22 protein-coding genes are annotated in these 19,748 nt (G+C 61.9%); 10 read left to right on the forward strand and 12 right to left on the reverse strand.

What is annotated here, in order from left to right:
- Positions 1-10 precede the first annotated feature (10 nt).
- From C6W91_RS12075 to C6W91_RS12090, 4 genes are read left to right on the forward strand one after another with little or no spacing between them, the layout of a single operon-like run.
- Entirely contained in the window at positions 11-670 is a 660-nt protein-coding gene (locus C6W91_RS12075) for an ABC transporter ATP-binding protein (protein WP_065272948.1), read from the forward strand.
- Positions 648-2,342, forward strand: a complete 1,695-nt coding sequence (locus tag C6W91_RS12080; protein WP_274835026.1) for a capsule biosynthesis protein — start codon at positions 648-650, stop codon at positions 2,340-2,342. Before C6W91_RS12075 ends, C6W91_RS12080 begins: the two co-directional genes overlap by 23 nt.
- 4 nt (positions 2,343-2,346) lie before the next feature.
- Entirely contained in the window at positions 2,347-3,180 is an 834-nt protein-coding gene (gene kdsA / locus C6W91_RS12085) for a 3-deoxy-8-phosphooctulonate synthase (RefSeq protein WP_274837767.1), read from the forward strand.
- Positions 3,181-3,198: 18 nt separating this feature from the next.
- Positions 3,199-4,695: a phosphomannomutase/phosphoglucomutase gene (locus C6W91_RS12090; protein ID WP_274837768.1), complete on the forward strand. Its 1,497-nt coding sequence runs from the start codon at positions 3,199-3,201 to the stop codon at positions 4,693-4,695.
- A gap of 117 nt (positions 4,696-4,812) precedes the next feature.
- Here C6W91_RS12090 and C6W91_RS12095 read toward each other — a convergent pair whose 3' ends face one another.
- The 6 genes from C6W91_RS12095 to C6W91_RS12120 form a co-directional block, all read right to left on the reverse strand.
- Positions 4,813-6,744: an AsmA family protein gene (locus C6W91_RS12095; protein ID WP_274837769.1), complete on the reverse strand. Its 1,932-nt coding sequence runs from the start codon at positions 6,742-6,744 to the stop codon at positions 4,813-4,815.
- Positions 6,745-6,932: 188 nt separating this feature from the next.
- The gene (rimO, locus tag C6W91_RS12100; RefSeq protein WP_274837770.1) at positions 6,933-8,345 is read right to left on the reverse strand and encodes a 30S ribosomal protein S12 methylthiotransferase RimO; all 1,413 of its coding nucleotides are present in this window, start codon (positions 8,343-8,345) and stop codon (positions 6,933-6,935) included.
- Between the two features lie 117 nt (positions 8,346-8,462).
- Positions 8,463-8,735 (reverse strand): DUF6455 family protein, encoded by a 273-nt coding sequence (locus C6W91_RS12105; protein WP_274835031.1) that lies wholly within the window; start codon positions 8,733-8,735, stop codon positions 8,463-8,465.
- A 28-nt stretch (positions 8,736-8,763) separates the two neighbouring features.
- A complete protein-coding gene (locus C6W91_RS12110; RefSeq protein WP_065273766.1) occupies positions 8,764-9,033 on the reverse strand; it encodes a DUF6455 family protein in 270 nt (89 codons plus the stop codon).
- Positions 9,034-9,135: 102 nt separating this feature from the next.
- Positions 9,136-9,483, reverse strand: coding sequence for a YigZ family protein (locus C6W91_RS12115; protein ID WP_116560358.1), 348 nt, complete (start codon positions 9,481-9,483; stop codon positions 9,136-9,138).
- Positions 9,484-9,518: 35 nt separating this feature from the next.
- Positions 9,519-10,253 carry a M48 family metalloprotease gene (locus tag C6W91_RS12120; protein WP_370570876.1) on the reverse strand — a complete coding sequence of 245 codons (735 nt, stop codon included), beginning with the start codon at positions 10,251-10,253 and terminating at the stop codon, positions 9,519-9,521.
- A gap of 161 nt (positions 10,254-10,414) precedes the next feature.
- Here C6W91_RS12120 and C6W91_RS12125 point away from each other — a divergent pair, with 161 nt between their 5' ends.
- Positions 10,415-10,681 carry a hypothetical protein gene (locus C6W91_RS12125; RefSeq protein WP_065272939.1) on the forward strand — a complete coding sequence of 89 codons (267 nt, stop codon included), beginning with the start codon at positions 10,415-10,417 and terminating at the stop codon, positions 10,679-10,681.
- Here C6W91_RS12125 and C6W91_RS12130 read toward each other — a convergent pair.
- Positions 10,676-10,954, reverse strand: a complete 279-nt coding sequence (locus C6W91_RS12130; RefSeq protein ID WP_065272938.1) for a DUF167 domain-containing protein — start codon at positions 10,952-10,954, stop codon at positions 10,676-10,678. The two genes, C6W91_RS12125 and C6W91_RS12130, sit on opposite strands and share 6 nt — an antisense overlap.
- A 189-nt stretch (positions 10,955-11,143) precedes the next feature.
- Between C6W91_RS12130 and C6W91_RS12135 the strand changes: the two genes are divergently transcribed.
- From C6W91_RS12135 to C6W91_RS12145, 3 genes are all read left to right on the forward strand, one after another.
- Entirely contained in the window at positions 11,144-11,578 is a 435-nt protein-coding gene (locus C6W91_RS12135) for a hypothetical protein (protein ID WP_065272937.1), read from the forward strand.
- 97 nt (positions 11,579-11,675) lie between these two features.
- Entirely contained in the window at positions 11,676-12,254 is a 579-nt protein-coding gene (locus C6W91_RS12140; RefSeq protein WP_065272936.1) for a nitroreductase family protein, read from the forward strand.
- Positions 12,251-12,943 carry an EI24 domain-containing protein gene (locus tag C6W91_RS12145; RefSeq protein WP_274837771.1) on the forward strand — a complete coding sequence of 231 codons (693 nt, stop codon included), beginning with the start codon at positions 12,251-12,253 and terminating at the stop codon, positions 12,941-12,943. Before C6W91_RS12140 ends, C6W91_RS12145 begins: the two co-directional genes overlap by 4 nt.
- A gap of 58 nt (positions 12,944-13,001) precedes the next feature.
- Here the strand turns inward: C6W91_RS12145 and C6W91_RS12150 are convergent, their stop codons facing one another.
- Positions 13,002-13,277, reverse strand: coding sequence for a DUF1467 family protein (locus C6W91_RS12150; protein WP_065272934.1), 276 nt, complete (start codon positions 13,275-13,277; stop codon positions 13,002-13,004).
- A 56-nt stretch (positions 13,278-13,333) separates the two neighbouring features.
- Positions 13,334-13,738: a methylmalonyl-CoA epimerase gene (gene mce / locus C6W91_RS12155; RefSeq protein ID WP_065272933.1), complete on the reverse strand. Its 405-nt coding sequence runs from the start codon at positions 13,736-13,738 to the stop codon at positions 13,334-13,336.
- A gap of 231 nt (positions 13,739-13,969) precedes the next feature.
- Between mce and C6W91_RS12160 the strand changes: the two genes are divergently transcribed.
- Entirely contained in the window at positions 13,970-14,689 is a 720-nt protein-coding gene (locus tag C6W91_RS12160; RefSeq protein WP_065272932.1) for a response regulator, read from the forward strand.
- A 1-nt stretch (position 14,690) separates the two neighbouring features.
- The gene (locus C6W91_RS12165) at positions 14,691-14,831 is read left to right on the forward strand and encodes a hypothetical protein (protein ID WP_156767926.1); all 141 of its coding nucleotides are present in this window, start codon (positions 14,691-14,693) and stop codon (positions 14,829-14,831) included.
- 98 nt (positions 14,832-14,929) lie between these two features.
- Here C6W91_RS12165 and C6W91_RS12170 read toward each other — a convergent pair whose 3' ends face one another.
- The 3 genes from C6W91_RS12170 to aspS form a co-directional block, all read right to left on the reverse strand.
- Positions 14,930-16,171, reverse strand: coding sequence for a DUF1501 domain-containing protein (locus tag C6W91_RS12170; RefSeq protein ID WP_274837772.1), 1,242 nt, complete (start codon positions 16,169-16,171; stop codon positions 14,930-14,932).
- Positions 16,172-16,185: 14 nt separating this feature from the next.
- A complete protein-coding gene (locus C6W91_RS12175; protein ID WP_274837773.1) occupies positions 16,186-17,571 on the reverse strand; it encodes a DUF1800 family protein in 1,386 nt (461 codons plus the stop codon).
- Between the two features lie 195 nt (positions 17,572-17,766).
- The gene (gene aspS, locus C6W91_RS12180) at positions 17,767-19,620 is read right to left on the reverse strand and encodes an aspartate--tRNA ligase (RefSeq protein ID WP_065273765.1); all 1,854 of its coding nucleotides are present in this window, start codon (positions 19,618-19,620) and stop codon (positions 17,767-17,769) included.
- Between the last annotated feature and the right edge of the window lie 128 nt (positions 19,621-19,748).

Consider the following 19,748-nt stretch of genomic DNA (forward strand, 5'->3'; position numbering starts at 1 on the left):
GGAACAAGCCATGCTTGAGTTTGAAAATGTCAGCAAGTCCTTCTGGACCGGCACCCAGCGCAAGGTGATCCTTGACCGGGTGTCTTTTCGCGTGGAGCTGGGTAAATCCATGGGCATCCTGGCCCCGAACGGCACCGGCAAGACCACTCTGATCAACATGATGGCGGGCCTTGAGAAACCAGACGAGGGCGAAATCCGACGAGGCTGCAAGATTTCCTTTCCGCTGGGTTTCATGGGCGGCGTCATCAACCGCCTGTCCGGCATGGAAAACAGCCGTTACATCGCCAAACTCTATGGGCTGGACCCGGATTATGTCGAAGCCTACTGCCGCTGGCTTTGCGGGCTTGGCGAATACTTCGACCAACCCCTTGGCACCTATTCCTCGGGCATGCGGGCACGGTTCAGTTTTTCGCTGATGCTGGCGCTGGATTTCGATATCTATCTGATCGACGAAGGCATGCCCAGCACGACCGATGTGGAATTCAACCGCAAGGCCGGCTCGATCCTGCAGGAACGCCTGCAGACAACCACCATCGTGATCGTGTCCCACCAGCCTAAAACGCTGGAAAAATTCGCCCGCTCCGCAGCCGTTCTGATGGACGGGCAATTGCATATGTTTGAAACCTTGGAAGAGGCAAAGCAGCTCTATGACTACCAAACCCAAGGCTAAGAAATTCCGCATCCGCCGCACATCGAGCGGCGCCGCCGCTGCGGCTGCAGCGCGCCCTGTCGAGGCCCCAGGCCCCGACAGCAGCGCCAAAGCCGCAGGAGCAACAACGCAGGCTAGCGCGTCTGAGGTCAAATCCACTCAGGCCACGGCTTCAGCAGGGCAAAAAGACGCGAAACCCAGCGCCGCGACCGGGCAGGCAATGTCCGGCCAGGTCAGCAGCGCGCGTGAGACCAAGTCCTCCACGGATATCGACGAGATCCGCCGTGAAGGGCTGACCGGCCGTCAGCTGCGCATGGCACGGCGCGTGGCGCAGCAGCACAATCTGCCGGTTACCTCGGATTTCGAAGCCGTCCGCCTGCTCCGCCTGAAAGGGATTGATCCCTTCAAGCGTTCCAACATGCTGGAACTGGTGGTCCCACAGAACAAGGCCCGGCCAGAGGGCGCTCCGGACCCCGGCGCGATCCAGCTGCCGCAGACCGTGCCCGCCGCCAAGACGACCCTACCCTCGACCGAGCTGAGCCCGGCAGAGCGTCGCAACAAAGAAATCCAGGAAATCCAGCGAGATATCGCCAAGCGGCGGCGGCGCAAGCTGTGGCTGCTCTTGGGGCGGCTCAGCTTTTTCGTGATGCTGCCGACGCTGATCACCGGATACTATTTCTATGCCGTGGCAACGCCGATGTATTCGGCCAAATCCGAATTTCTGGTGCTCAAGGCCGACAGCGCCGGGTCGATGAGCGGTCTGCTTTCGGGAACGCAATTTGCCACCAGCCAGGATTCCACTGCGGTACAAAGCTTTCTGCAATCAAAGGAAGCCATGCTGCGGCTGGATGAAGAAGTCGGCTTCAAGGCGCATTTCACCCAGGACTGGATCGACCCGATTCAACGTCTGGACCCAGCCGCAAGCAACGAACAGGCTTACAAGATCTACTCGCGCAACGTCAAAATCGGCTATGATCCGACCGAGGGCGTGATCCGGATGGAAGTCACCGCGGCTGATCCGGTGGTCTCTGCGGAATTCTCGGACCGGCTGATCTCCTACGCGCAGGAAAAGGTAAACCACCTATCCGAACAGAAACGCTCCGATCAGGTGGGCGAGGCAGAGGCCGCGCTCGAACTGGCGGAGACGAAACGCCGTCAGGCTCAGGAACATCTGGTGCGGCTGCAACAAAAAGGCGCGGTTCTAGATCCCGAAGGCGTGATCCTGTCACTGCGTTCGCAGATTTCCACCTTTGAGGTGCAGCTGCAGGAGAAGGAGCTGGAACTGGCCGCCCTGATGGACAACACCCGCCCCAACCAGGCCAAGGTGGCCGGTGCAGAGGCTGATATCTCCCGTCTGGAGGCGTTGATTCAGCGGCTCAACGACCGGATGACCGATGCCGCTGCTGGCGAAAACTCGCTCGCCAGCCTCAGTGTGCAGATCCAGATGGCTCAGGCTGATCTCGCAACCCGCGATCTGATGCTGCAATCGGCCTTGCAGCAAGTGGAAACCACCCGCATGGAGGCCAACCGTCAGGTCCGTTACCTGACTACCGCGGTTGAACCGGTTCCCAGCGAGGAACCCTCCTATCCGCGAAAGTTCGAAAATACGATTTTGGCTTTCCTGATCTTTTCCGGTATTTACCTGATGTGCTCGCTTACAGCATCCATTCTCCGGGAACAGGTATCCTCTTAACGCTATGAAACACATCAAAATCGCCGGGCTGACGATCAGCAATGACTGTCCTCTGACAGTGATTGCCGGTCCTTGCCAGCTGGAAACCGCCGACCACGCCCGCATGATCGCAGGCAAAATGAAAGAGGCCTGCGCGGCCGCCGGGGCGCAATATGTGTTCAAGGCCTCCTACGACAAGGCCAACCGGACCTCTTTGTCCGGCAAGCGCGGCCTTGGTCTTGACGAGGGGCTGAAGGTTCTCGGCGATATCCGCCGTGAATTCGACGTGCCGGTGCTGACCGATGTGCATACCGAGGAACAATGCGCCGTAGCCGCCGAAGCCGTGGATATCCTGCAGATCCCCGCCTTCCTGTGCCGCCAGACCGATATGCTGCTGGCAGCGGGCAAGACCGGCAAGGCCGTCAACATCAAGAAGGGGCAGTTTCTAGCGCCCTGGGACATGGCCAATGTGGTAGCCAAGGTGGAAAGCACCGGCAATGAGAACATCCTGCTGACTGAACGGGGCGCCTCCTTTGGTTACAACGCGCTGGTGGCGGATATGCGCTCGCTACCGATCATGGCGCAGACCGGCTATCCCGTGGTGATGGATGCCACCCACGCGGTGCAGCAACCCGGTGGACAGGGCGGCTCTTCGGGTGGCAAGCGTGAATTCGCGCCTGTCATGGCCCGGGCTGCCGTTTCCCTGGGCATCGGTGCGGTTTTCATCGAGACCCACGAAGATCCCGATAGCGCCCCCTCGGATGGCCCCAATATGATCTATCTCGACCAGATGCCGAAACTGATCGAGACGTTGATGGCCTTTGACCAGCTCGCCAAGGCAAACCCGATTTCGATTTGATGCCCGAAAGTGAATTTAATGACTAAACCGATCTCCCCCGTCACCCCGAACACCTGGTCCTTCCTGCGCGATCCGATGATCACGCCGACCGGTTTTCGCGAATATGACGCCCGCTGGAAATACCCCGAGGAAATCAACCTGCCCGGCATGACGGCCCTTGGCCTTGGCCTTGGCACCCAGATCCACAAACGCGGGATTGAGCCTGTGATCGCGGTCGGCAACGATTACCGCGACTATTCGCTGGCGATCAAGCAGGCGCTGATCCTGGGCCTGATGCAGGCCGGCATCCGCGTCAAGGACATCGGCCCGGCGGTCTCTCCCATGGCCTATTTCGCGCAGTTCCATCTTGACGTGCCTGCCGTCGCCATGGTCACCGCCAGTCACAACCCGAATGGCTGGACCGGCGTAAAGATGGGCTTTGAGCGCCCGCTGACCCACGGCCCGGATGAAATGGCCGAGCTGCGTGATATCGTCCTCAACGGCGAAGGCGTGGCCCGCGATGGCGGCTCGTATGAATTCGTCGATGGCGTCAAGGAAGCCTACCTTGATGATCTGGTCGGCGACTTCAAGATGACCCGCAAGCTGAAGGTGGTCTGCGCCACCGGCAACGGCACCGCCTCGGCCTTTGGCCCCGAGCTGTTCGAGCGGATCGGCGTCGAGGTGGTCCCCAGCCACAACGAGCTGGACTACACCTTCCCCAACTACAACCCCAACCCCGAAGCCATGGAAATGCTGCACGACATGTCCGACAGCGTCAAAGCCTCGGGTGCGGATTTCGCGCTCGGATTTGATGGCGATGGCGACCGCTGCGGCGTGGTGGATGACGAAGGCGAAGAGATCTTTGCCGACAAGGTTGGCGTCATCATGGCGCGGGACCTCAGCAAGATCTATCCGAACGCGACCTTTGTCGCTGATGTGAAATCCACTGGCCTTTTTGCCTCGGACCCCGAGCTGCAGAAAAACGGCGTTAAAGCCGATTACTGGAAGACTGGCCACAGCCACATGAAACGGCGCGTGAAGGAAATCGGCGCCTTGGCGGGGTTTGAAAAATCCGGCCACTACTTCCTCGCCGAACCGGTGGGTCGCGGCTATGACTGCGGCATGCGCGTGGCGGTCGAGATCTGCAAACTGATGGACCGCAACCCGGACATGAAGATGTCGGATCTCCGCAAGGCGCTGCCCAAGACCTGGTCGACCCCGACAATGTCCCCCTATTGCGCCGATACCGAGAAATACGACGTGTTGGAGCGCCTTGTTGCCAAACTGGTGGCCAAGGCTGAGGCTGGCGAGAAAATCGCAGGTCGCGCCATCAAAGAAGTCGTCACCGTCAACGGCGCCCGCGTGATCCTGGACAATGGATCCTGGGGGCTGGTGCGCGCCTCTTCCAACACGCCGAACCTGGTGGTGGTTTGCGAAAGCAGCGACAGTGACGAAGAGCTGCGCGCGATCTTTGCCGATATCGATGCGGTGATCCGCACCGAACCGCTGGTCGGGGACTACGATCAGACGATCTGATCAAGTTGTTGACTGACTGAAGGTCTTTCGCCCGGGCCATGGCCCGGACGACCGCCGCGCCCAGCTTTGGTGGGCGCGGCTTTTTCATTTCAGCTCGGGAGCGCCTTCCGGCCCGGCTCAGTTACCCTGCAACAGCCGCAGCAGCTGGTCCTTGGCTTCCTGCTCAATCCGGTCCTTGATCACCTCGTTCAGGTCCTGCTCCGGCGCGATCTCGGTCTCCAGCTCCTCGCTCAGCTTTTCGCGCACGCGGTCCTTGGCCTCCTGCTCGATCTCGTCGATCTGCGGCTGCAGGGCGGATTTCAGATCGGGCCGGATTTTTGGCGCGCTCCACGGTCCGGTGATGGCAACCGGGATCGACAACCCGGCGCCGCCATCCGCTCCCTGCAGGGTGGGCGTGAAACGGTAATCCAGATCCCGCGCGCCCAGACCGATCCGGCCTGCACCTTCGGCCCGGAGCCCCTTGATGATGACCAACAGATCGTTGTTCTGCAGGTTACCGTTTGCGATCGTGTAGCTGCCAGTCAACTGTTCGAACACCGTGCTGCCGCCATTACCCGAGCCGGAGCGCATCAGGTCCTCAAGGTCGAAACCGGTGAAAAAGCCTTTGCCTGCCTCCAACCAGCCCTTGCCGCTGAGCGAGCGCATGATCGCATCCACCGAATTGCCAACGCCCAGGTATTCGATCTCCCCCAGCGCGGCGCCATGCAAGCGGTCATAGCCCGCCGTCTGCCCAAGCGCCTGTTCCAGCTGGATATCGTTGAAGGACAGCTTGCCGCCCACCGACAGGCCGTTGCGGTTGTTGGCCACGACCTGCCCGGTCACCTGTCCGCCGAACATGGTGGCAGGCTGGGCCTTCAGCACCGCGCGGGCGCGGTCCAGAGTGAATGTCAGCTTGCTTTCGCCAAGGTTATACCCCGCCGCCGACAGGCTCTGGAAGGTCAGGACAGCGGTGCCGTTGAAGGCTGACAGGGCCGAGGCATCAATCTGCTCCTTGGGCCAACCATCGGGCGCACTGCCCGCGACCGATCCACTGCTCTCGACGGGCGAGTCCAGCCCCGGAAAGGACAGCGCACCAGCCGACAGCTGCGCCGTCACCTCTGGCACATCCGCCATGACAAGATCCGCAGCCCCCTGCAGGGTGTTGCCATCCAGATCCAGTGACAGATCGCGCAGCGCCAGACGCCCATCCGGCGTATAGGTGGCATCGGCGCCGACCACAGCAGCCTGCCCCAGCCCCTTGGGGAGAGAGACCTCACCACCGCCCAGCGCCGCGATGAAACCGGCGCTATCCGTGGTTTTCAGCGTCACCCGCCCCGATCCTGCCCCATCGATCCCGGCCCGGCCGTCGAACATCAGCACGCCGCCGGGCCCGCTGACAGTCCCCCCGACCGAAGACACCCGCCCGGTGAGGAATTCCGCAAATGTGCCGATCTCTGCCTTCACCTGAACCGGCGCCTCGACCGGGCGCAACGTCATCTCCATATCCACGGTACCGCCGGGATCCGGCCAGCTGAGCGCCAGATCGATGGCCTTCATCTCAACCGGCGTACCTCCATGCGGCGCATAGCGCAGCGAGGCCCCGGTCAGGGTCAACTTTTCGATCTGAACCGCCAGATCGCTGCCCTCCTGCGGGGAGGCGTCAGTCTCCGCACCCGCGGTTGCCTTGGGCGACATCACCCAGTTCCCGGTGCCATCAGCGCGGGTCGACAGGTTCAAATGCGGCAGCAAGGCGGTCACTTCGGTCACCCGTACCTTGCCGCGCAGCAGGTCAGCGGCAGCGATCCCGATGGACATCCGCGCTGCCCGCAGCATCGGCTCGGGTCCCGCCCACTCGGCATTCGACAGGGTCACGCCTTCGGTTCTGACCCCAAGCACCGGCCAGAGGCTGAAGCCCACCTCGCCCTGAAACTCAAGCTTGCGGCCGGTCTGCGCCTCGAGCTGCTGCGCCGCCAGCGCCGCGACTTTCTCTCCCGGCAGCATGAAGACCACCCCGATCAACACGGCAAGCGTCAGCAATATTGCCGAAAGAACCCGAATGATCAGCCGCATAGCACCCTCCGCTGCCTGTTTCCCCCGAGGATACAGTGCGCCCCGCAAGGCGCAATAGTCGGTTGGCCCGGACAGTGTCGCGGACAGACTTCACCATTGCCGCATCGGAAATTTCATCAGCGGACAGCCCCCGGCACAAGCCACGGAGCCTATTGAACCAAGAAACAGCCTTCAGATGTGAGCGGAGCTTACCCGTCAGCGACCAGTGCCCCCCAAAGGTCGTACTCCCCGGCCTCGTCCACTTCGACGGAGACCAGATCGCCCACCTTCAGACCTTCGGTGCCCTCGTCGATGAACAGGTTGCCGTCGATCTCGGGCGCGTCGGCCTTGGTGCGGCAGGTGGCGATGCCGTCTTCGTCGATGTCGTCCACGATGACTTGCATAGTCTGGCCGACCTTGGCCGCCAGCTTGGCCTCGGAAATCGCCTGCGCCTTTTCCATGAAGCGTTCCCAGCGCTCCTGCTTCACCTCTTCGGCCACGTGATCCGGCAGATCATTGGAGCGCGCGCCGTCGACGTTTTCGTATTTGAAACAGCCAACCCGGTCGAGTTGCGCCTCATCCATCCAGTCGAGAAGATGCTGGAACTCCGCCTCCGTCTCGCCGGGGTAGCCGACGATGAAGGTGGAGCGCAGGGTGATCTCCGGGCAGATCTCGCGCCAGGCGCGGATTTCGTCCAGCGTTTTCGCCGCCGCTGCGGGGCGTGCCATGCGTTTCAGCACATCCGGGTGGGCGTGCTGAAAGGGGATGTCTAGATAGGGCAGAAGCGCGTTGTCCGGGTCCGCCATCAACGGGATCAACTCGCGCACGTGCGGATACGGATAGACATAATGCAGCCGCACCCAAAGGTCCGATGCAGGTGCCAACTGCCCCAGCGCCCGCGACAGATCGGTGATATGGCTGCGTATCTCGCCCTCTTTCCAGGGGTTCACATCGTATTTGCGGTCGAGCCCATAGGCCGAGGTATCCTGACTGATCACCAGAAGTTCGCGCACGCCTGCATCGACCAGCTTCTCCGCCTCGCGCAGCACGGCGTGGGCGGGGCGCGAGACCAGCCGCCCGCGCATGTCCGGGATGATGCAGAACTTGCACTTGTGATTGCAGCCTTCCGAGATCTTCAGATAGCTGAAGTGCCGGGGCGTCAGGCTGACGCCGGTTGCAGGCAGCAGGTCGACAAAGGGATCGGGCGCAGGCGGCACAGCAGCGTGTACGGCATCCAGCACCTGTTCATACTGGTGTGGACCGGTGACGGCCAGAATGCGCGGATGATGTTCGCGGATATAGTCCGGCTCGGCGCCAAGGCAGCCGGTGACGATAACCTTGCCATTTTCCTTCAGCGCCTCACCGATGGCGTCCAGACTTTCGGCCTTGGCACTGTCGAGGAACCCGCAGGTATTGACGATCACCGCATCGGCGCCCGCGTAATCGGCAGAGATGCCGTATCCTTCGGCGCGCAGCCGGGTCAGGATGCGCTCACTGTCCACCAACGCCTTGGGGCAGCCGAGCGACACCATGCCAAGGGTCGGCTGGTCTTTGCGCGGGGCATCACCGAACTGGGCTTTCGGGGCGAGGTCGGGGCGGAGGTCTGGCGGATTGCTGGTCATGGCTGCGCATATAGTACGCGCGTGTGGCTTTGGGAATGGATGTTTTCAGCGGGAGCACCGCCTCTTTGGCCTTGACCAGTGAGCGCCCACAGGCATTCTCCAGCCTTGTCTGCGGCCTCAAACCTCTGCTTTTTCCTTCTCGGCCCGCAGGTGCAGCAGGACCTTGGCATTCTTGCAGCAGCCGGGTGCCTCTTCGGCTTTGTCATGGGCAGCGAGCCAGCGTTCGCAAGTCTCGATACCCTCGCAGGCCCGGCAGCGGTTGACCATATCCGCCCAGTCCTCGGAACTGATGCGGCCTGCCTCAAAGGCCTCGACCAGATCGGCCTCGGTGGTTTTGCCCATTAGCCCCAGAAGCCTCAGGTGATACAGCGCGTCCCCCAATGGATGCATGTCTTGATCCTCCCCAAAGGCTGCCAGATCAGGCAACCGGTTCGCGCAGATACCCCAGCAGATCGCGGTTGCGGCAGTAATCAGGAGTGTCTGCCGCCTCATCTGCACGCGCGGGTGAATGCAACCACTTCTGGCAGGTCTCGGGATGGGCGCAGCGGGTGCAGCGCAGCACCGCTTCGGCGATTTCATCGAAATTCAGCCGCCCCGCGATGGCCTCTTCCTGAAGATCCAGCCCAACCGCCTGCCCCATTTCATCAAAAAGGGCCGCGTGCGTCTTCAGTTTAGCTTTGTCCTTGATCCCGCAATCATCCATCGCGCGTTCTCCTGGCTGCGTGTCACGCCAGAAAATACCACAGGCCCGGCCCCGGACCTTGATGCAGGTCAATCGCGTAACGCGGGCCTAGGCGGGGTTCAGATAGGCGCGCACCGCGTCCTGAACCCGGCGAAAGCGGTCGCCGCCCAGTTTCTTGCCGCCATACCAGCGGGTGACGATGATCAGGTGATCTTGCAGCCCTTCCCGCTCCATCATCCGCAGGATCACCATCCCGGCGCCGCTCTCTCCGTCGTCGGCCTTGAGCGCGCCCGTCGGCAGCATCGCCGCCCAGGTGTTATGGGTGGCCTTGGCGTAGGCGCGGTCGGTTTTCAGTGCCGCCAGCACCGCGTCGACTTCGGCGCGTGACGTAACCCGGGCGCCGGTCACCGCATAGCGTGACCCCCGGTCGGTCAGGACCACGCCCAATTTTTTCATCTCGGGCGCTGCATCTGCAGAGTTTTCCGCCATGATCAATTCAGCCCGTAGCGGGTGATGGTCTGCTGCACCACACGCACCCGGTCCGGATTGGCCGGATGGCTGCCAAGAAATTTGTCGCCAGGATCCGGCAGGCGATAGAAGAACTGCACGCCAACGCTGGGCCGGTATCCGGCCTGATGCGTAATGATGGTGCCGAGCTGATCCGCCTCCAGTTCGAATTCCTTCGAATATCCGCGCGCACCGACAATGGCGCCCAGATCCTGTGCGTTGGAGATATCCGCCGTACTGCCTCCGGCAAGGGTGGCAAGCCCGGCTAGCAACACCGAACCCGCCACCGCATTCTGCTGCTGGCGCGCCAGATGCGCGCGGATATGGTGCGCAGCCTCGTGCGACATGACAAAGGCCAGCTCATCCGCGTTGGCGATCTGCCCCAGCATGGAGCGGGTGAAGGTGATTACCGGGCGGCCGGACTGCGACAGGCTCTGATAGGCATTCGGCGGCGCCTTGGCGTCGGGATCGATCCGGATCAGATAGTCGCAATTCATGCCACTGGTCTGCGTCCGGCAGGTGCGTTCGGCCACCGGTTCAACCCGGCTGGCGACTGTGGCAAAGGTTGCCCGAGCTTCGGCTGGCGAAAGGCCAGATACCTGTGCCCCGGGTGTTGCCGGAGCAACCGCTCCGCCGCCGGGCGGCGGGGCACCGGGAACGCCGCAGGCGCTCAAAACACTGAGTGCGCAAAGCGAGACTGTTTTCAGAATGGAGCGCATCGGCCTGTCCTTGACGTCATCGTCCGATCATAGGCCGGGACCCAACCGAGGTTCAATCGCAGACAGCCGGATTCTGCAGCCGTCAGCGGAGGTTCGCGTCACATTTCTGGTGCGCGCGCAAACACTTGCCAATCACAGCACCAAGGTGGCAACATCGGGATATGTTTACCATCGAACACGAATTCGACTCGACCGTCGTTACCCTGGTGGATGAGGGCGAGCGCCCTTTGCTGGAAGATGTGACCATCAACGCCTTTGCGGAATGCGTGACTGTGGAGCAATTCGATCCTCGCACCGACAGGGTAGAAAAGATCACCCTCTCCTACAGCCAGCTGCGCGATCTGGCCGCTGCGCTTGACCTACCCGAAGGCGTTTATCGCCTGGTTCCGGATGAGGCCACGCCGCAGGATCCCGCATCTGGTTCATGAGCCGCGATAGACGAAAACCTTGTCCCGTGATGTGGCGCCCCGGCGCAGCTCCAGAGCAGAGGGCGCAACGCCCATGGCCCGGGCCAGTAAATCCGCGACTGCGGCATTGGCCTTGCCGTTTTCCGGCGCCACGGTGACCGAGACCTTCAGCCCCGCCTCGGTCCGGGTGATCGCGTTGCGCGCCGCCTTTGGCGTGGCCCGCACCTGGATCTCCAGCCCCGCAACGGCCAGGTCCGCAAGGTCCGGTAGATCTTTCTTCTTTGGTTTTCCCATGTCGATTTGATGCCCTGCCGCCCCTCAAAACACCAGCACCAATTGCAATGCTGCAACGGTCCGAAACAAGCTGCTGTACAGCAAGCCACGATCGCTTCAAAATGCGTGAGGTTAAGTTACGCGGTTCGCACCGCCTGAGATGTGTTTGGTTGGGCCTGCGCGGCTCCTGTGTATTCGGTGTTACCTCCTATGGACAAAAAATCGATCATTCTTGATTTCCTGAATGCCGCCCTCGGAGATCCCGGTGACTTCGATTTGGGTCGGTATTTCACCGAGGAGGCGACCTTTTGCGGACCTGTCACCGGAGGCCAGATCATTCCGATGATGGAATGGGTCGAATTCAAACTCGTTGTACAGGGCTTGGTCGGACCGTCCTCCTTTGAGGTTATGAATGCGATCGAACAGGACGACTGGATCTCGATGCGCATTCGCATTTCAGCCAAGTGCCTTTCGACCGCGGAAATGATTGTCGCCTACGATTGTCTCATGGCGCGGTTTGAAGGGGACCGGATTGCTGAATACATCGGTCACATGGATTACTTCACCTTCTTCCAGGACCTTGGTTTGATCCCGCCCGGCTCGTTGCATGCCTGCCTCAGCGGCCAGCGCATGGTCTGGGAATAATTGCTGCCGCACCGCGCGCCGCGATAATCACCGAACCGCCCCTTGAAAAACACGCGCCAGCCAGCATATAAAACCTTGATGTAAAAAGGTTTCACATATGCCCGAACAGAATGCTGCCGCCCTTGATTTCCTTCTGAACCGCCGCTCCCGCCCCGCGAAGACGTTGGTCGCACCGGTCCCCAGCCGGGACGAGTTGCAGGTTCTGCTGACCGCCGCCGCCCGCACGCCCGATCACGGCAAGCTGGAGCCCTGGCGCTTCATCGTCATCGAAAAACCCGCCATGGGACGGCTTGCAGAGCTGACCACAGCCGCAGGTGAGCGGCTGGGAAAATCGCCCGAGGATATCGCCAAGGGGCGCAGCCAGTTCGAGCTTGGCCAACTGGCCGTCGCGGTGATTGAGGTGCAGACCGACAGCCCCAAGATCCCGGCCATCGAACAAACCTATTCCGCGGGCGCTGTCTGCCTTGCGCTGCTCAATGCGGCGCTGGCGGCCGGATGGGGGGCGAATTGGCTCTCAGGCTGGGTTAGCCACGACCGCCAGTTCTGCGAAGAGGCCCTGTCGCTGGCGCCGCACGAACGCATCGCCGGCTTCATCCATATTGCCACCGAAGGTACCAAGCCGCCGGAACGCCCGCGCCCGGATCTGGAGCGCATCACCAGCTGGATCAGCACATGATCTTTGACGCCTTTTTCAAGTCCCTGGCCCAGACCGGCGATCCGCGCTTTCGCAGGGTTCTTTTTCTGGGTGTCGGGCTGACCTTTGCGCTGCTGATCGCCACATATGTGCTGTTCTTCTTTCTGGTGCAGTGGCTGGTCGGCCCGCAGGTCACACTGCCCCTGTTCGGGGAGGTGACATGGCTGGACGATATCCTGTCCTTCGGGTCGATCCTTCTGATGATGGGGCTGTCGGTCTTTCTGATGGTCCCGGTCGCTTCGGCCATCACTTCGATGTTTCTGGATCAGGTGGCACAGGCGGTTGAGGACAAGCATTTCCCTCAGCTCCCCCCTGCCTCTGATCCAACGATCGTGGAGGCGCTGCGCGACACGGTCAATTTCCTTGGCGTGCTGATCGCCGCGAACCTGCTGGCGCTGGTGCTTTATCTGATGTTCCCGCCCATCGCGATGTTCATTTTCTGGGGGCTGAACGGGTTCTTTCTGGGCCGGGAATACTTCACCCTGGCCGCCGCCAGACGCATCGGAATGCCCGAGGCCCGCAAGATGCGGCGCAAGCACATGGGAACCATTTGGATCGCAGGCACGTTGATGGCGATGCCGCTGTCAGTGCCGCTGGTGAACCTGGTGATCCCGATCCTGGGCGCGGCCACCTTCACCCATATATTCCACAGCCTGTGGCGCAGGGCCTGACGGCGAACAGATCAACTGTCCGGGGGCATCCCCCCGGGCCGCGTTTTCTCAAGAGGCGCTATTTTGGATCGGGCAGCCGGTCGAACCAATCGAAATCATTCACGCTGATCACTCCGGACAGGATTATTCCTGCCACGATGGCCCAGATCACGAAGGCTGCGATGGTGGTGATCACCGCCTTCTGCTTCAGATAATGGTTTTCGGGCGCGCCGGCATGGGTGCCGGGCACGATCTCCCCCTTGTCACCTTGTGTCTCAAGCCGGATCGGAATGACGATCAGGAAGGTCATGAACCAGATCACCGCATAAAGCACCAGTCCCGATGTAATTCCCATAGCGCACCTTTATTGTATATCCGCGCGCCGACGTCCGGCGCTGGCCTCAGGTAGCCTCAAACCTGCTCCAGTTCCACCAGGCAGCCGTTGAAATCTTTGGGGTGCAGGAAAAGAACCGGCTTGCCATGGGCACCGATCTTCGGCTCGCCAGAGCCCAAAACCCGCGCACCCTGCGCCTTCAGGTGATCCCGCGCAGCCAGGATATCCTCAACCTCGTAGCAGACGTGGTGAATGCCACCAGCGGGGTTCTTTTCCAGGAAGCCATTGATGGGCGAGTCATCCCCCAGCGGGTAAAGCAGCTCAATCTTGGTGTTGGGCAGCTCTATGAAGACAACTGTGACACCATGATCGGGCTCATCCTGCGGTGCGCCGACCTTGGCGCCCAACGCATCACGGTACTGAGCCGAGGCCGCCTCAAGGTCGGGCACGGCAATCGCGACATGGTTCAAACGACCGATCATGATGTGTATTCTCCTCTCAAATCCTGTTCGACTTCCTTATGCTGAGACCAGCCAATGGGGGCAAGTGCGCCAATGCGCACGGCGCGCGCTACCGGGCGGCTGCAGAGAACACCGGGCAACCGCAGGCAATCATGGGGAAAACCCGCAGCCTTGGCATCTCCTGCATCGCGTTAACCTCTAATTAGCCTCAAATCCATAGCGTCAGTCAGTATCCCGCAAGGAGTATGAGTAATGGACGATTCGGAACTGTTTGCAGCCGCCCACCGTCTCCCGACGAAACGGCGCCCTCTTCTTGGTCTGACCATTCTGGTGGTCGAGGACAGTCGCTTTGCCTGCGAAGCGCTGCGCCTGCTCTGTTTGCGCAGCGGCGCCCGTATCCGGCGCGCCGATTGCCTGAAATCCGCCCGCCGACACCTGAAGGAATACCGCCCTTCCGTCGTGATTGCCGATGTGGGGCTACCGGATGGCTCCGGCACGGAACTGATCGCCGAGATCAATCAGGGATCACCGCGGGTTTCCGTCATCCTTGGCATTTCCGGCGACGAAAGCCTTGAAGAAGAGACGCTCAAGGCTGGCGCCGACGGCTTCCTCGCCAAGCCGATCACCTCGCTGGCGGCATTCCAGCATGCGATCCTGTCGCGCCTGCCCGCCGACCGGCAGCCCGCCAGCCTGCAGGACCTGTCGGATGAAACCATCGAGCCGGATTTCCTCGCCTTTCAGGACGATATGGCCCATGCGGCAGATGTTCTGAACGAAGACCATGAAGGCAACACGCTGGACTATCTGACGCAGTTCATTGGCGGTGTCGCACGCAGTGCAGGCGACAAGCCGCTCGCCAATGCCGCGGCAAGCCTTGCCCAGGCCCGCATGGCTGGCCGCCCCATTGGCCCGGATACAGCAATGCTGGCCGGAATGGTGCAGGAACGTCTCGAACGGAAAATCGCGATCTGACATGCTCGAAGTGATTCTGATCGGCTCGGCCACGCTGGCCATCGTGCTCTATCTGCAGGCGCGCCAAGCCGCCCGCGAAATCCGCCAGAACCGCGATCGCAACACGCGGGAACCGATGGTTATCTACCGCCACGAGCATTGACCTCTGCACGGCGAAACAGGCCCAGGACCTCGGGGCCGCTATCGCCGCCTGAAGCGGTTCTATCCTTTTGACCCGACCAGCGCGGCGCCCCCTCAGGGTCACCGCAGCAGGCCAAGATCATCCTCCATCCGCAGCCCCGGAAACACGGTTTGCTCCAATTCGGCCACCCCTACCCCGGTCAGGCCGCGCAGGATCCAGGCCGCGGGTGCACGCACGTCCGCCGTCGGCATCAGGTCACGCCGGTCATAGAGCGCGGCTTCCTCCAGCCCCGGCCAGCGCCCGTAGATCCGGCCGCCGCGGATCGCCCCGCCCGCCAGCAGCATCGCGCCACCGGTTCCGTGATCGGTGCCACCGGTGCCGTTCTCCCGCGCTGTGCGACCAAATTCCGTCATCGCGACCACCGCCGTCTTGTCCCAGACATCGGCGCCGACACCGGCCCTCAACTCCAGCACGGTGTCGGACAACCGGCCCAGCGCCGATTTCAACGCCCTGTCCTGCCGGTTGTGGGTATCCCACCCATTAATCGAAAAGGCCGCAATGCGAGTGTCGGCGCGCAATTGCTGCGCCGCATAGGCCGCAATCTTCAGATGAGCCTTGCCCCGAGCCGGTACCGGCATGGTCATTCCACCCGCCATGCCCATCTGCCCGCCCTGCATGTCAACTTGCGTGTCTTCGCCAGACAGCGGCAACCCCGGCGCCTCGCGTGACAAGTCTAGCGCCTCGGACAAGGCACCGTGAAACAGCGCATCATCCTCCATCAGCAGCCCGACCAGACGTTCGGCCTGCGGGCTCATCATCAGAGCGGCATCCGGAGACCAGTCCGCCACAGGCGCCGCACCATTCAGAAGCTTCATCTCCCCCTGCCCCAAGGCAAAAGCGGTGCGCGCCTCGATCCCGCTTTGCTGCTGCAACAAGCGGTTCAGCCAGCCATCGCGCGCCTGTTCCAGCCCCGGCGTACCCGCCTCCAGCAGGTCCTGACCGTCGAAATGGCTGCGCTTGTCCCGGTAAGGTGTCGAAACCGCGTGGACAAAGGCCAACTCCTCGGACCGCCACAGCGGCATCAGCGGCGACAGGGCCGGATGCAGGGCAAAGAACCCATCCAGATCCAAACCGCCGTGGTCCGGGCCGCCGCGCAGTTTCTGCCGCAGAGCGGGATAGGCAGGATCGCCATAGGGCTGCACCACGTCCAGCGCATCCATGCCGCCGCGCAGGATGATCACCACCAGCCGCCGGTTCCAGGGGGCCGAGGCAAAGCTGACCGGCGTCAGCAGCGGGCTGGCGGCCAGCGAACAGCCAAGCGCTGCGCCGCGTGCAAGGAAGCTTCTCCGGGAATGTCTCATGATCAATCCTCCTGCTAACGGCGCTGAAAGGCCGGGGCGCTCAGCACCAGAGCGACCCCTTCGGCCCGGGTTTCGGCTGCCGAGGCGGCAAACAGCACCTTGCCATCGGCAAAACTGCCTAGGGCTATTCCGGCAAATCCGCGTGGATCGGGAAGATCGGCCACTAGCCGCTGCGGCGCCGCAAAAGCCCAGCGCAGGCGGGCCGACAGGCCCTGCGGCGTGATCCAGGCGGCATCATCCTCGCTCCATCCATCCGGCCCGGCAGGATCTTCCCATTTCTGTCCCATCAGCGTCAGCGGCGCCGCAAAAATCCGATTGAGCTGCCCGCGCTTGAACCCCGTCACCCGGTCTGCGTCCACCGGCAGCGCCCGGCAGGCCGACGCCACGAAATCAAAGGGCGGCTTTACATTGCGCAGCTCCGGCGCCCAGGCGGCGGGATGCTCCAGCAAGGCGGCGTAGACATCCGGCAGGTAACCACCAGACTGACGGAACCGCTCTGCCACATGCTCAACCAGATCCGCGTCCGGCTGGTCCGAGGTGAAATGCACCGCCAGTTTGCGGGCAATGTGCCGGGCCGTGGCCGGATGACGCGCGAGATCGCGCAGCGCCTGCAAAACCGGCTCCAACCGCCCTTTCTCTGCGCCATAGGAGCGGCCAAGGACCTGCTCGCTGCCGGGCTCTGCCAGGCCGGGGCGGAAGTTAAACCCTTCTTTGCGATTGAAACTGAGCCCGGTAAAGAGCTCCGCCAATTGCCGCACATCCGTCTGACTATAGGGGCCATCCACCCCCAGCGTGTGCAATTCCAGCACCTCGCGGGCGAGGTTTTCATTGAGACCGGCACTGCGTTTGCGCCGCTGCGCGACAGGACTGTTCGGCCCGACCGAACTGTTCTGATCCAGATAATGCAGCATCAGCGGGCTGGTCACCACCGCGATCAGCAGATCTTCGAACCGGCCCGCAACATGGGGGCGGATCGCGGTCTCGGCATAGGGGGTTGCCAGATGCCGAAAGGCATTACGCCGCCCCTTGGCGGTGAAATGATCGGCCCAGAACAGGGTCAGCCGTTCCCGCAGGCCATCCGATGTATCGGCATAGCGCAGCAGACGCTGGGCAAAATTTTGCAAACGATCCGTTCGTTTCTGCTGCCGAAAGGTGCGGTAGCGCGCGTCCGCCGCCTCATACTCCGGCTGACCGCGCAGCTTGCGCCGTTCTCTTGCGAGCGCCTGAAACGTCACTGAATCGGCAAAGGCCGCATCAAAATCCTGCACCGGATAGGCGCGCGCCATCTCATCGGCGCCGGTCAGGCGCTGCAACATCGCCTCGGGCGATTGCGGCGGTGCCAGCCGGGGTGACAACCCGCAGCCAAACCGGATCTCGGCCAGTTCAGGATCAAACCGCATCTGTCATTGCTCCGGCCCCATTTTCATTTCGGGATCAACAGGTCTCGATCTCCATAGTAGGCCAGAACCTCCGTGGCACCCACACCCATCACTTACTGATACGCGAGGATTTGCCGGTTCCGTCGCAGCAGGAACAAAAAAGCCCGGAGACCATGCTCCGGGCTTTTTGAATTGTCTTGGCAAGGCTCTTAGGCCTTACTGATCCTGCGGAATGACGCGCAGTCCCAGTTCCATCAGCTGCTCCGACATCGGCTCGGACGGGGCCGACATCATCAGATCTTCAGCGCGCTGGTTCATCGGGAACATGATGACCTCGCGAATGTTGGCCTCATCCGCCAGCAGCATCACCATGCGGTCGATACCGGCAGCGCAGCCACCGTGCGGCGGGGCACCATATTGGAAGGCGTTGACCATGCCGCCAAAGCGCTTCTCGACCTCTTCCTTGCCATAGCCGGCAATTTCGAAAGCCTTGAACATGATTTCCGGCTTATGGTTCCGGATCGCGCCCGAGACCAGCTCGTAACCGTTGCAGGCGAGGTCATACTGATAGCCGAGCACCTTGAGCGGGTCGCCCTCCAGTGCTTCCATCCCGCCTTGCGGCATGGAGAAGGGGTTGTGCTCGAAGTCGATCTTGCCAGTTTCCTCGTCTGCCTCGTAGATCGGAAAGTCAACGATCCAGGCAAAGGCGAAACGGTCCTTGTCGATGAGACCCAGTTCTTCGCCGATGACGGTGCGGGCGCGGCCTGCAACGCTTTCAAAGGACTTGGGCTTGCCGCCCAGGAAGAAGGCCGCATCGCCCACGTCGAGACCCAGCTGCTGGCGGATCGCCTCGGTGCGCTCGGGACCGATGTTCTTGGCCAGCGGACCGGCGGCCTCATTGCCCAGAACGATCTCGCCCGCCTTGATCTTGGCGTTGACTTCCTTGACGGAAATGCCCTGCTCCTGCGCGATGGAATCCGCCGACTGCTTGCGCCAGAAGATATAGCCCATGCCCGGCAGACCTTCCTGCTGGGCGAATTTGTTCATGCGGTCGCAGAACTTGCGGCTGCCGCCCGTGGGGGCCGGGATGGCGCGCACTTCGGTGCCTTCCTGCTCCAGCAGTTTGGCGAAGATGGCAAAGCCGGAGCCGCGGAAATGTTCCGAGCAATCCTGCATCTTGATCGGGTTGCGCAGGTCCGGCTTGTCGGTACCATACCACTTGGCGGCATCTTTGTAGGAGATCTGCGGCCATTCGCTGTCGACCTTGCGACCACCGCCGAATTCCTCGAACACGCCCTGCATCACCGGCTGGATGGTGTCAAAGACATCCTGCTGGGTGACAAAGGACATTTCCATATCGAGCTGGTAGAAATCGGTGGGCGAGCGGTCAGCCCGCGGATCCTCGTCCCGGAAACAGGGCGCGATCTGGAAGTATTTGTCAAAGCCCGAGACCATCATCAGCTGCTTGAACTGCTGCGGCGCCTGCGGCAGGGCGTAGAACTTGCCGGGGTGCAGACGGGAGGGCACAAGGAAGTCGCGCGCACCTTCGGGCGACGACGCGGTGATGATCGGGGTCTGGTATTCGTTGAACCCCTTGTCCCACATGCGCTTGCGGATCGACTGGATCATGTTCGAGCGCAGAACCATGTTGTTCTGCATCTTCTCGCGGCGCAGGTCGAGGTAGCGATAGCGCAGGCGAGTTTCCTCGGGGTATTCCTGCTCGCCAAAGACCATAAGCGGCAGTTCCTCGGCTTTGCCGAGAACCTCGATATCGCGGATGAAGACTTCGATCTCGCCGGTCGGGATCTTCGGGTTCACCAGGCTTTCGTCGCGCGCCAGCACATTGCCATCGATGCGGATACACCATTCCGAACGCACTTTTTCGATCTCCGCAAAGACCGGGCTATCGGGGTCAGCCATGACCTGGGTGATGCCATAGTGGTCGCGCAGGTCGATGAACAGCAGGCCGCCGTGGTCGCGGACCCGGTGGACCCAGCCAGACAGGCGCACGGTATCGCCCACGTTGGATTTGTTCAGTTCGGCGCAGGTATGGCTGCGGTATGCGTGCATTGGCTGACCTTTCGTGTCGCGGGTCGTCTCTCGGGGCATCTGTCCGGGCGGACCATCAATCGGGATATGCGCCAAAGCGGCGCGGAATTCGTCCGGGCTGGTACACTAGGTTGCGGCTCTCTTGTCAA

Source organism: Phaeobacter sp. SYSU ZJ3003, from assembly GCF_041300735.1.
GTDB lineage: Bacteria > Pseudomonadota > Alphaproteobacteria > Rhodobacterales > Rhodobacteraceae > Phycobacter > Phycobacter gallaeciensis_A.

Coding starts and splice junctions, on each gene's coding strand:
- C6W91_RS12075 (WP_065272948.1), top strand. CDS start 11: ATGCTTGAGTTTGAAAATGTCAGCAAGTCCTTCTGGACCGGCACCCAG.
- C6W91_RS12080 (WP_274835026.1), top strand. CDS start 648: ATGACTACCAAACCCAAGGCTAAGAAATTCCGCATCCGCCGCACATCG.
- kdsA (WP_274837767.1), top strand. CDS start 2,347: ATGAAACACATCAAAATCGCCGGGCTGACGATCAGCAATGACTGTCCT.
- C6W91_RS12090 (WP_274837768.1), top strand. CDS start 3,199: ATGACTAAACCGATCTCCCCCGTCACCCCGAACACCTGGTCCTTCCTG.
- C6W91_RS12095 (WP_274837769.1), bottom strand. CDS start 6,744: ATGCGGCTGATCATTCGGGTTCTTTCGGCAATATTGCTGACGCTTGCC.
- rimO (WP_274837770.1), bottom strand. CDS start 8,345: ATGACCAGCAATCCGCCAGACCTCCGCCCCGACCTCGCCCCGAAAGCC.
- C6W91_RS12105 (WP_274835031.1), bottom strand. CDS start 8,735: ATGCATCCATTGGGGGACGCGCTGTATCACCTGAGGCTTCTGGGGCTA.
- C6W91_RS12115 (WP_116560358.1), bottom strand. CDS start 9,483: ATGAAAAAATTGGGCGTGGTCCTGACCGACCGGGGGTCACGCTATGCG.
- C6W91_RS12120 (WP_370570876.1), bottom strand. CDS start 10,253: ATGCGCTCCATTCTGAAAACAGTCTCGCTTTGCGCACTCAGTGTTTTG.
- C6W91_RS12125 (WP_065272939.1), top strand. CDS start 10,415: ATGTTTACCATCGAACACGAATTCGACTCGACCGTCGTTACCCTGGTG.
- C6W91_RS12130 (WP_065272938.1), bottom strand. CDS start 10,954: ATGGGAAAACCAAAGAAGAAAGATCTACCGGACCTTGCGGACCTGGCC.
- C6W91_RS12135 (WP_065272937.1), top strand. CDS start 11,144: ATGGACAAAAAATCGATCATTCTTGATTTCCTGAATGCCGCCCTCGGA.
- C6W91_RS12140 (WP_065272936.1), top strand. CDS start 11,676: ATGCCCGAACAGAATGCTGCCGCCCTTGATTTCCTTCTGAACCGCCGC.
- C6W91_RS12145 (WP_274837771.1), top strand. CDS start 12,251: ATGATCTTTGACGCCTTTTTCAAGTCCCTGGCCCAGACCGGCGATCCG.
- C6W91_RS12150 (WP_065272934.1), bottom strand. CDS start 13,277: ATGGGAATTACATCGGGACTGGTGCTTTATGCGGTGATCTGGTTCATG.
- mce (WP_065272933.1), bottom strand. CDS start 13,738: ATGATCGGTCGTTTGAACCATGTCGCGATTGCCGTGCCCGACCTTGAG.
- C6W91_RS12160 (WP_065272932.1), top strand. CDS start 13,970: ATGGACGATTCGGAACTGTTTGCAGCCGCCCACCGTCTCCCGACGAAA.
- C6W91_RS12165 (WP_156767926.1), top strand. CDS start 14,691: ATGCTCGAAGTGATTCTGATCGGCTCGGCCACGCTGGCCATCGTGCTC.
- C6W91_RS12170 (WP_274837772.1), bottom strand. CDS start 16,171: ATGAGACATTCCCGGAGAAGCTTCCTTGCACGCGGCGCAGCGCTTGGC.
- C6W91_RS12175 (WP_274837773.1), bottom strand. CDS start 17,571: ATGCGGTTTGATCCTGAACTGGCCGAGATCCGGTTTGGCTGCGGGTTG.
- aspS (WP_065273765.1), bottom strand. CDS start 19,620: ATGCACGCATACCGCAGCCATACCTGCGCCGAACTGAACAAATCCAAC.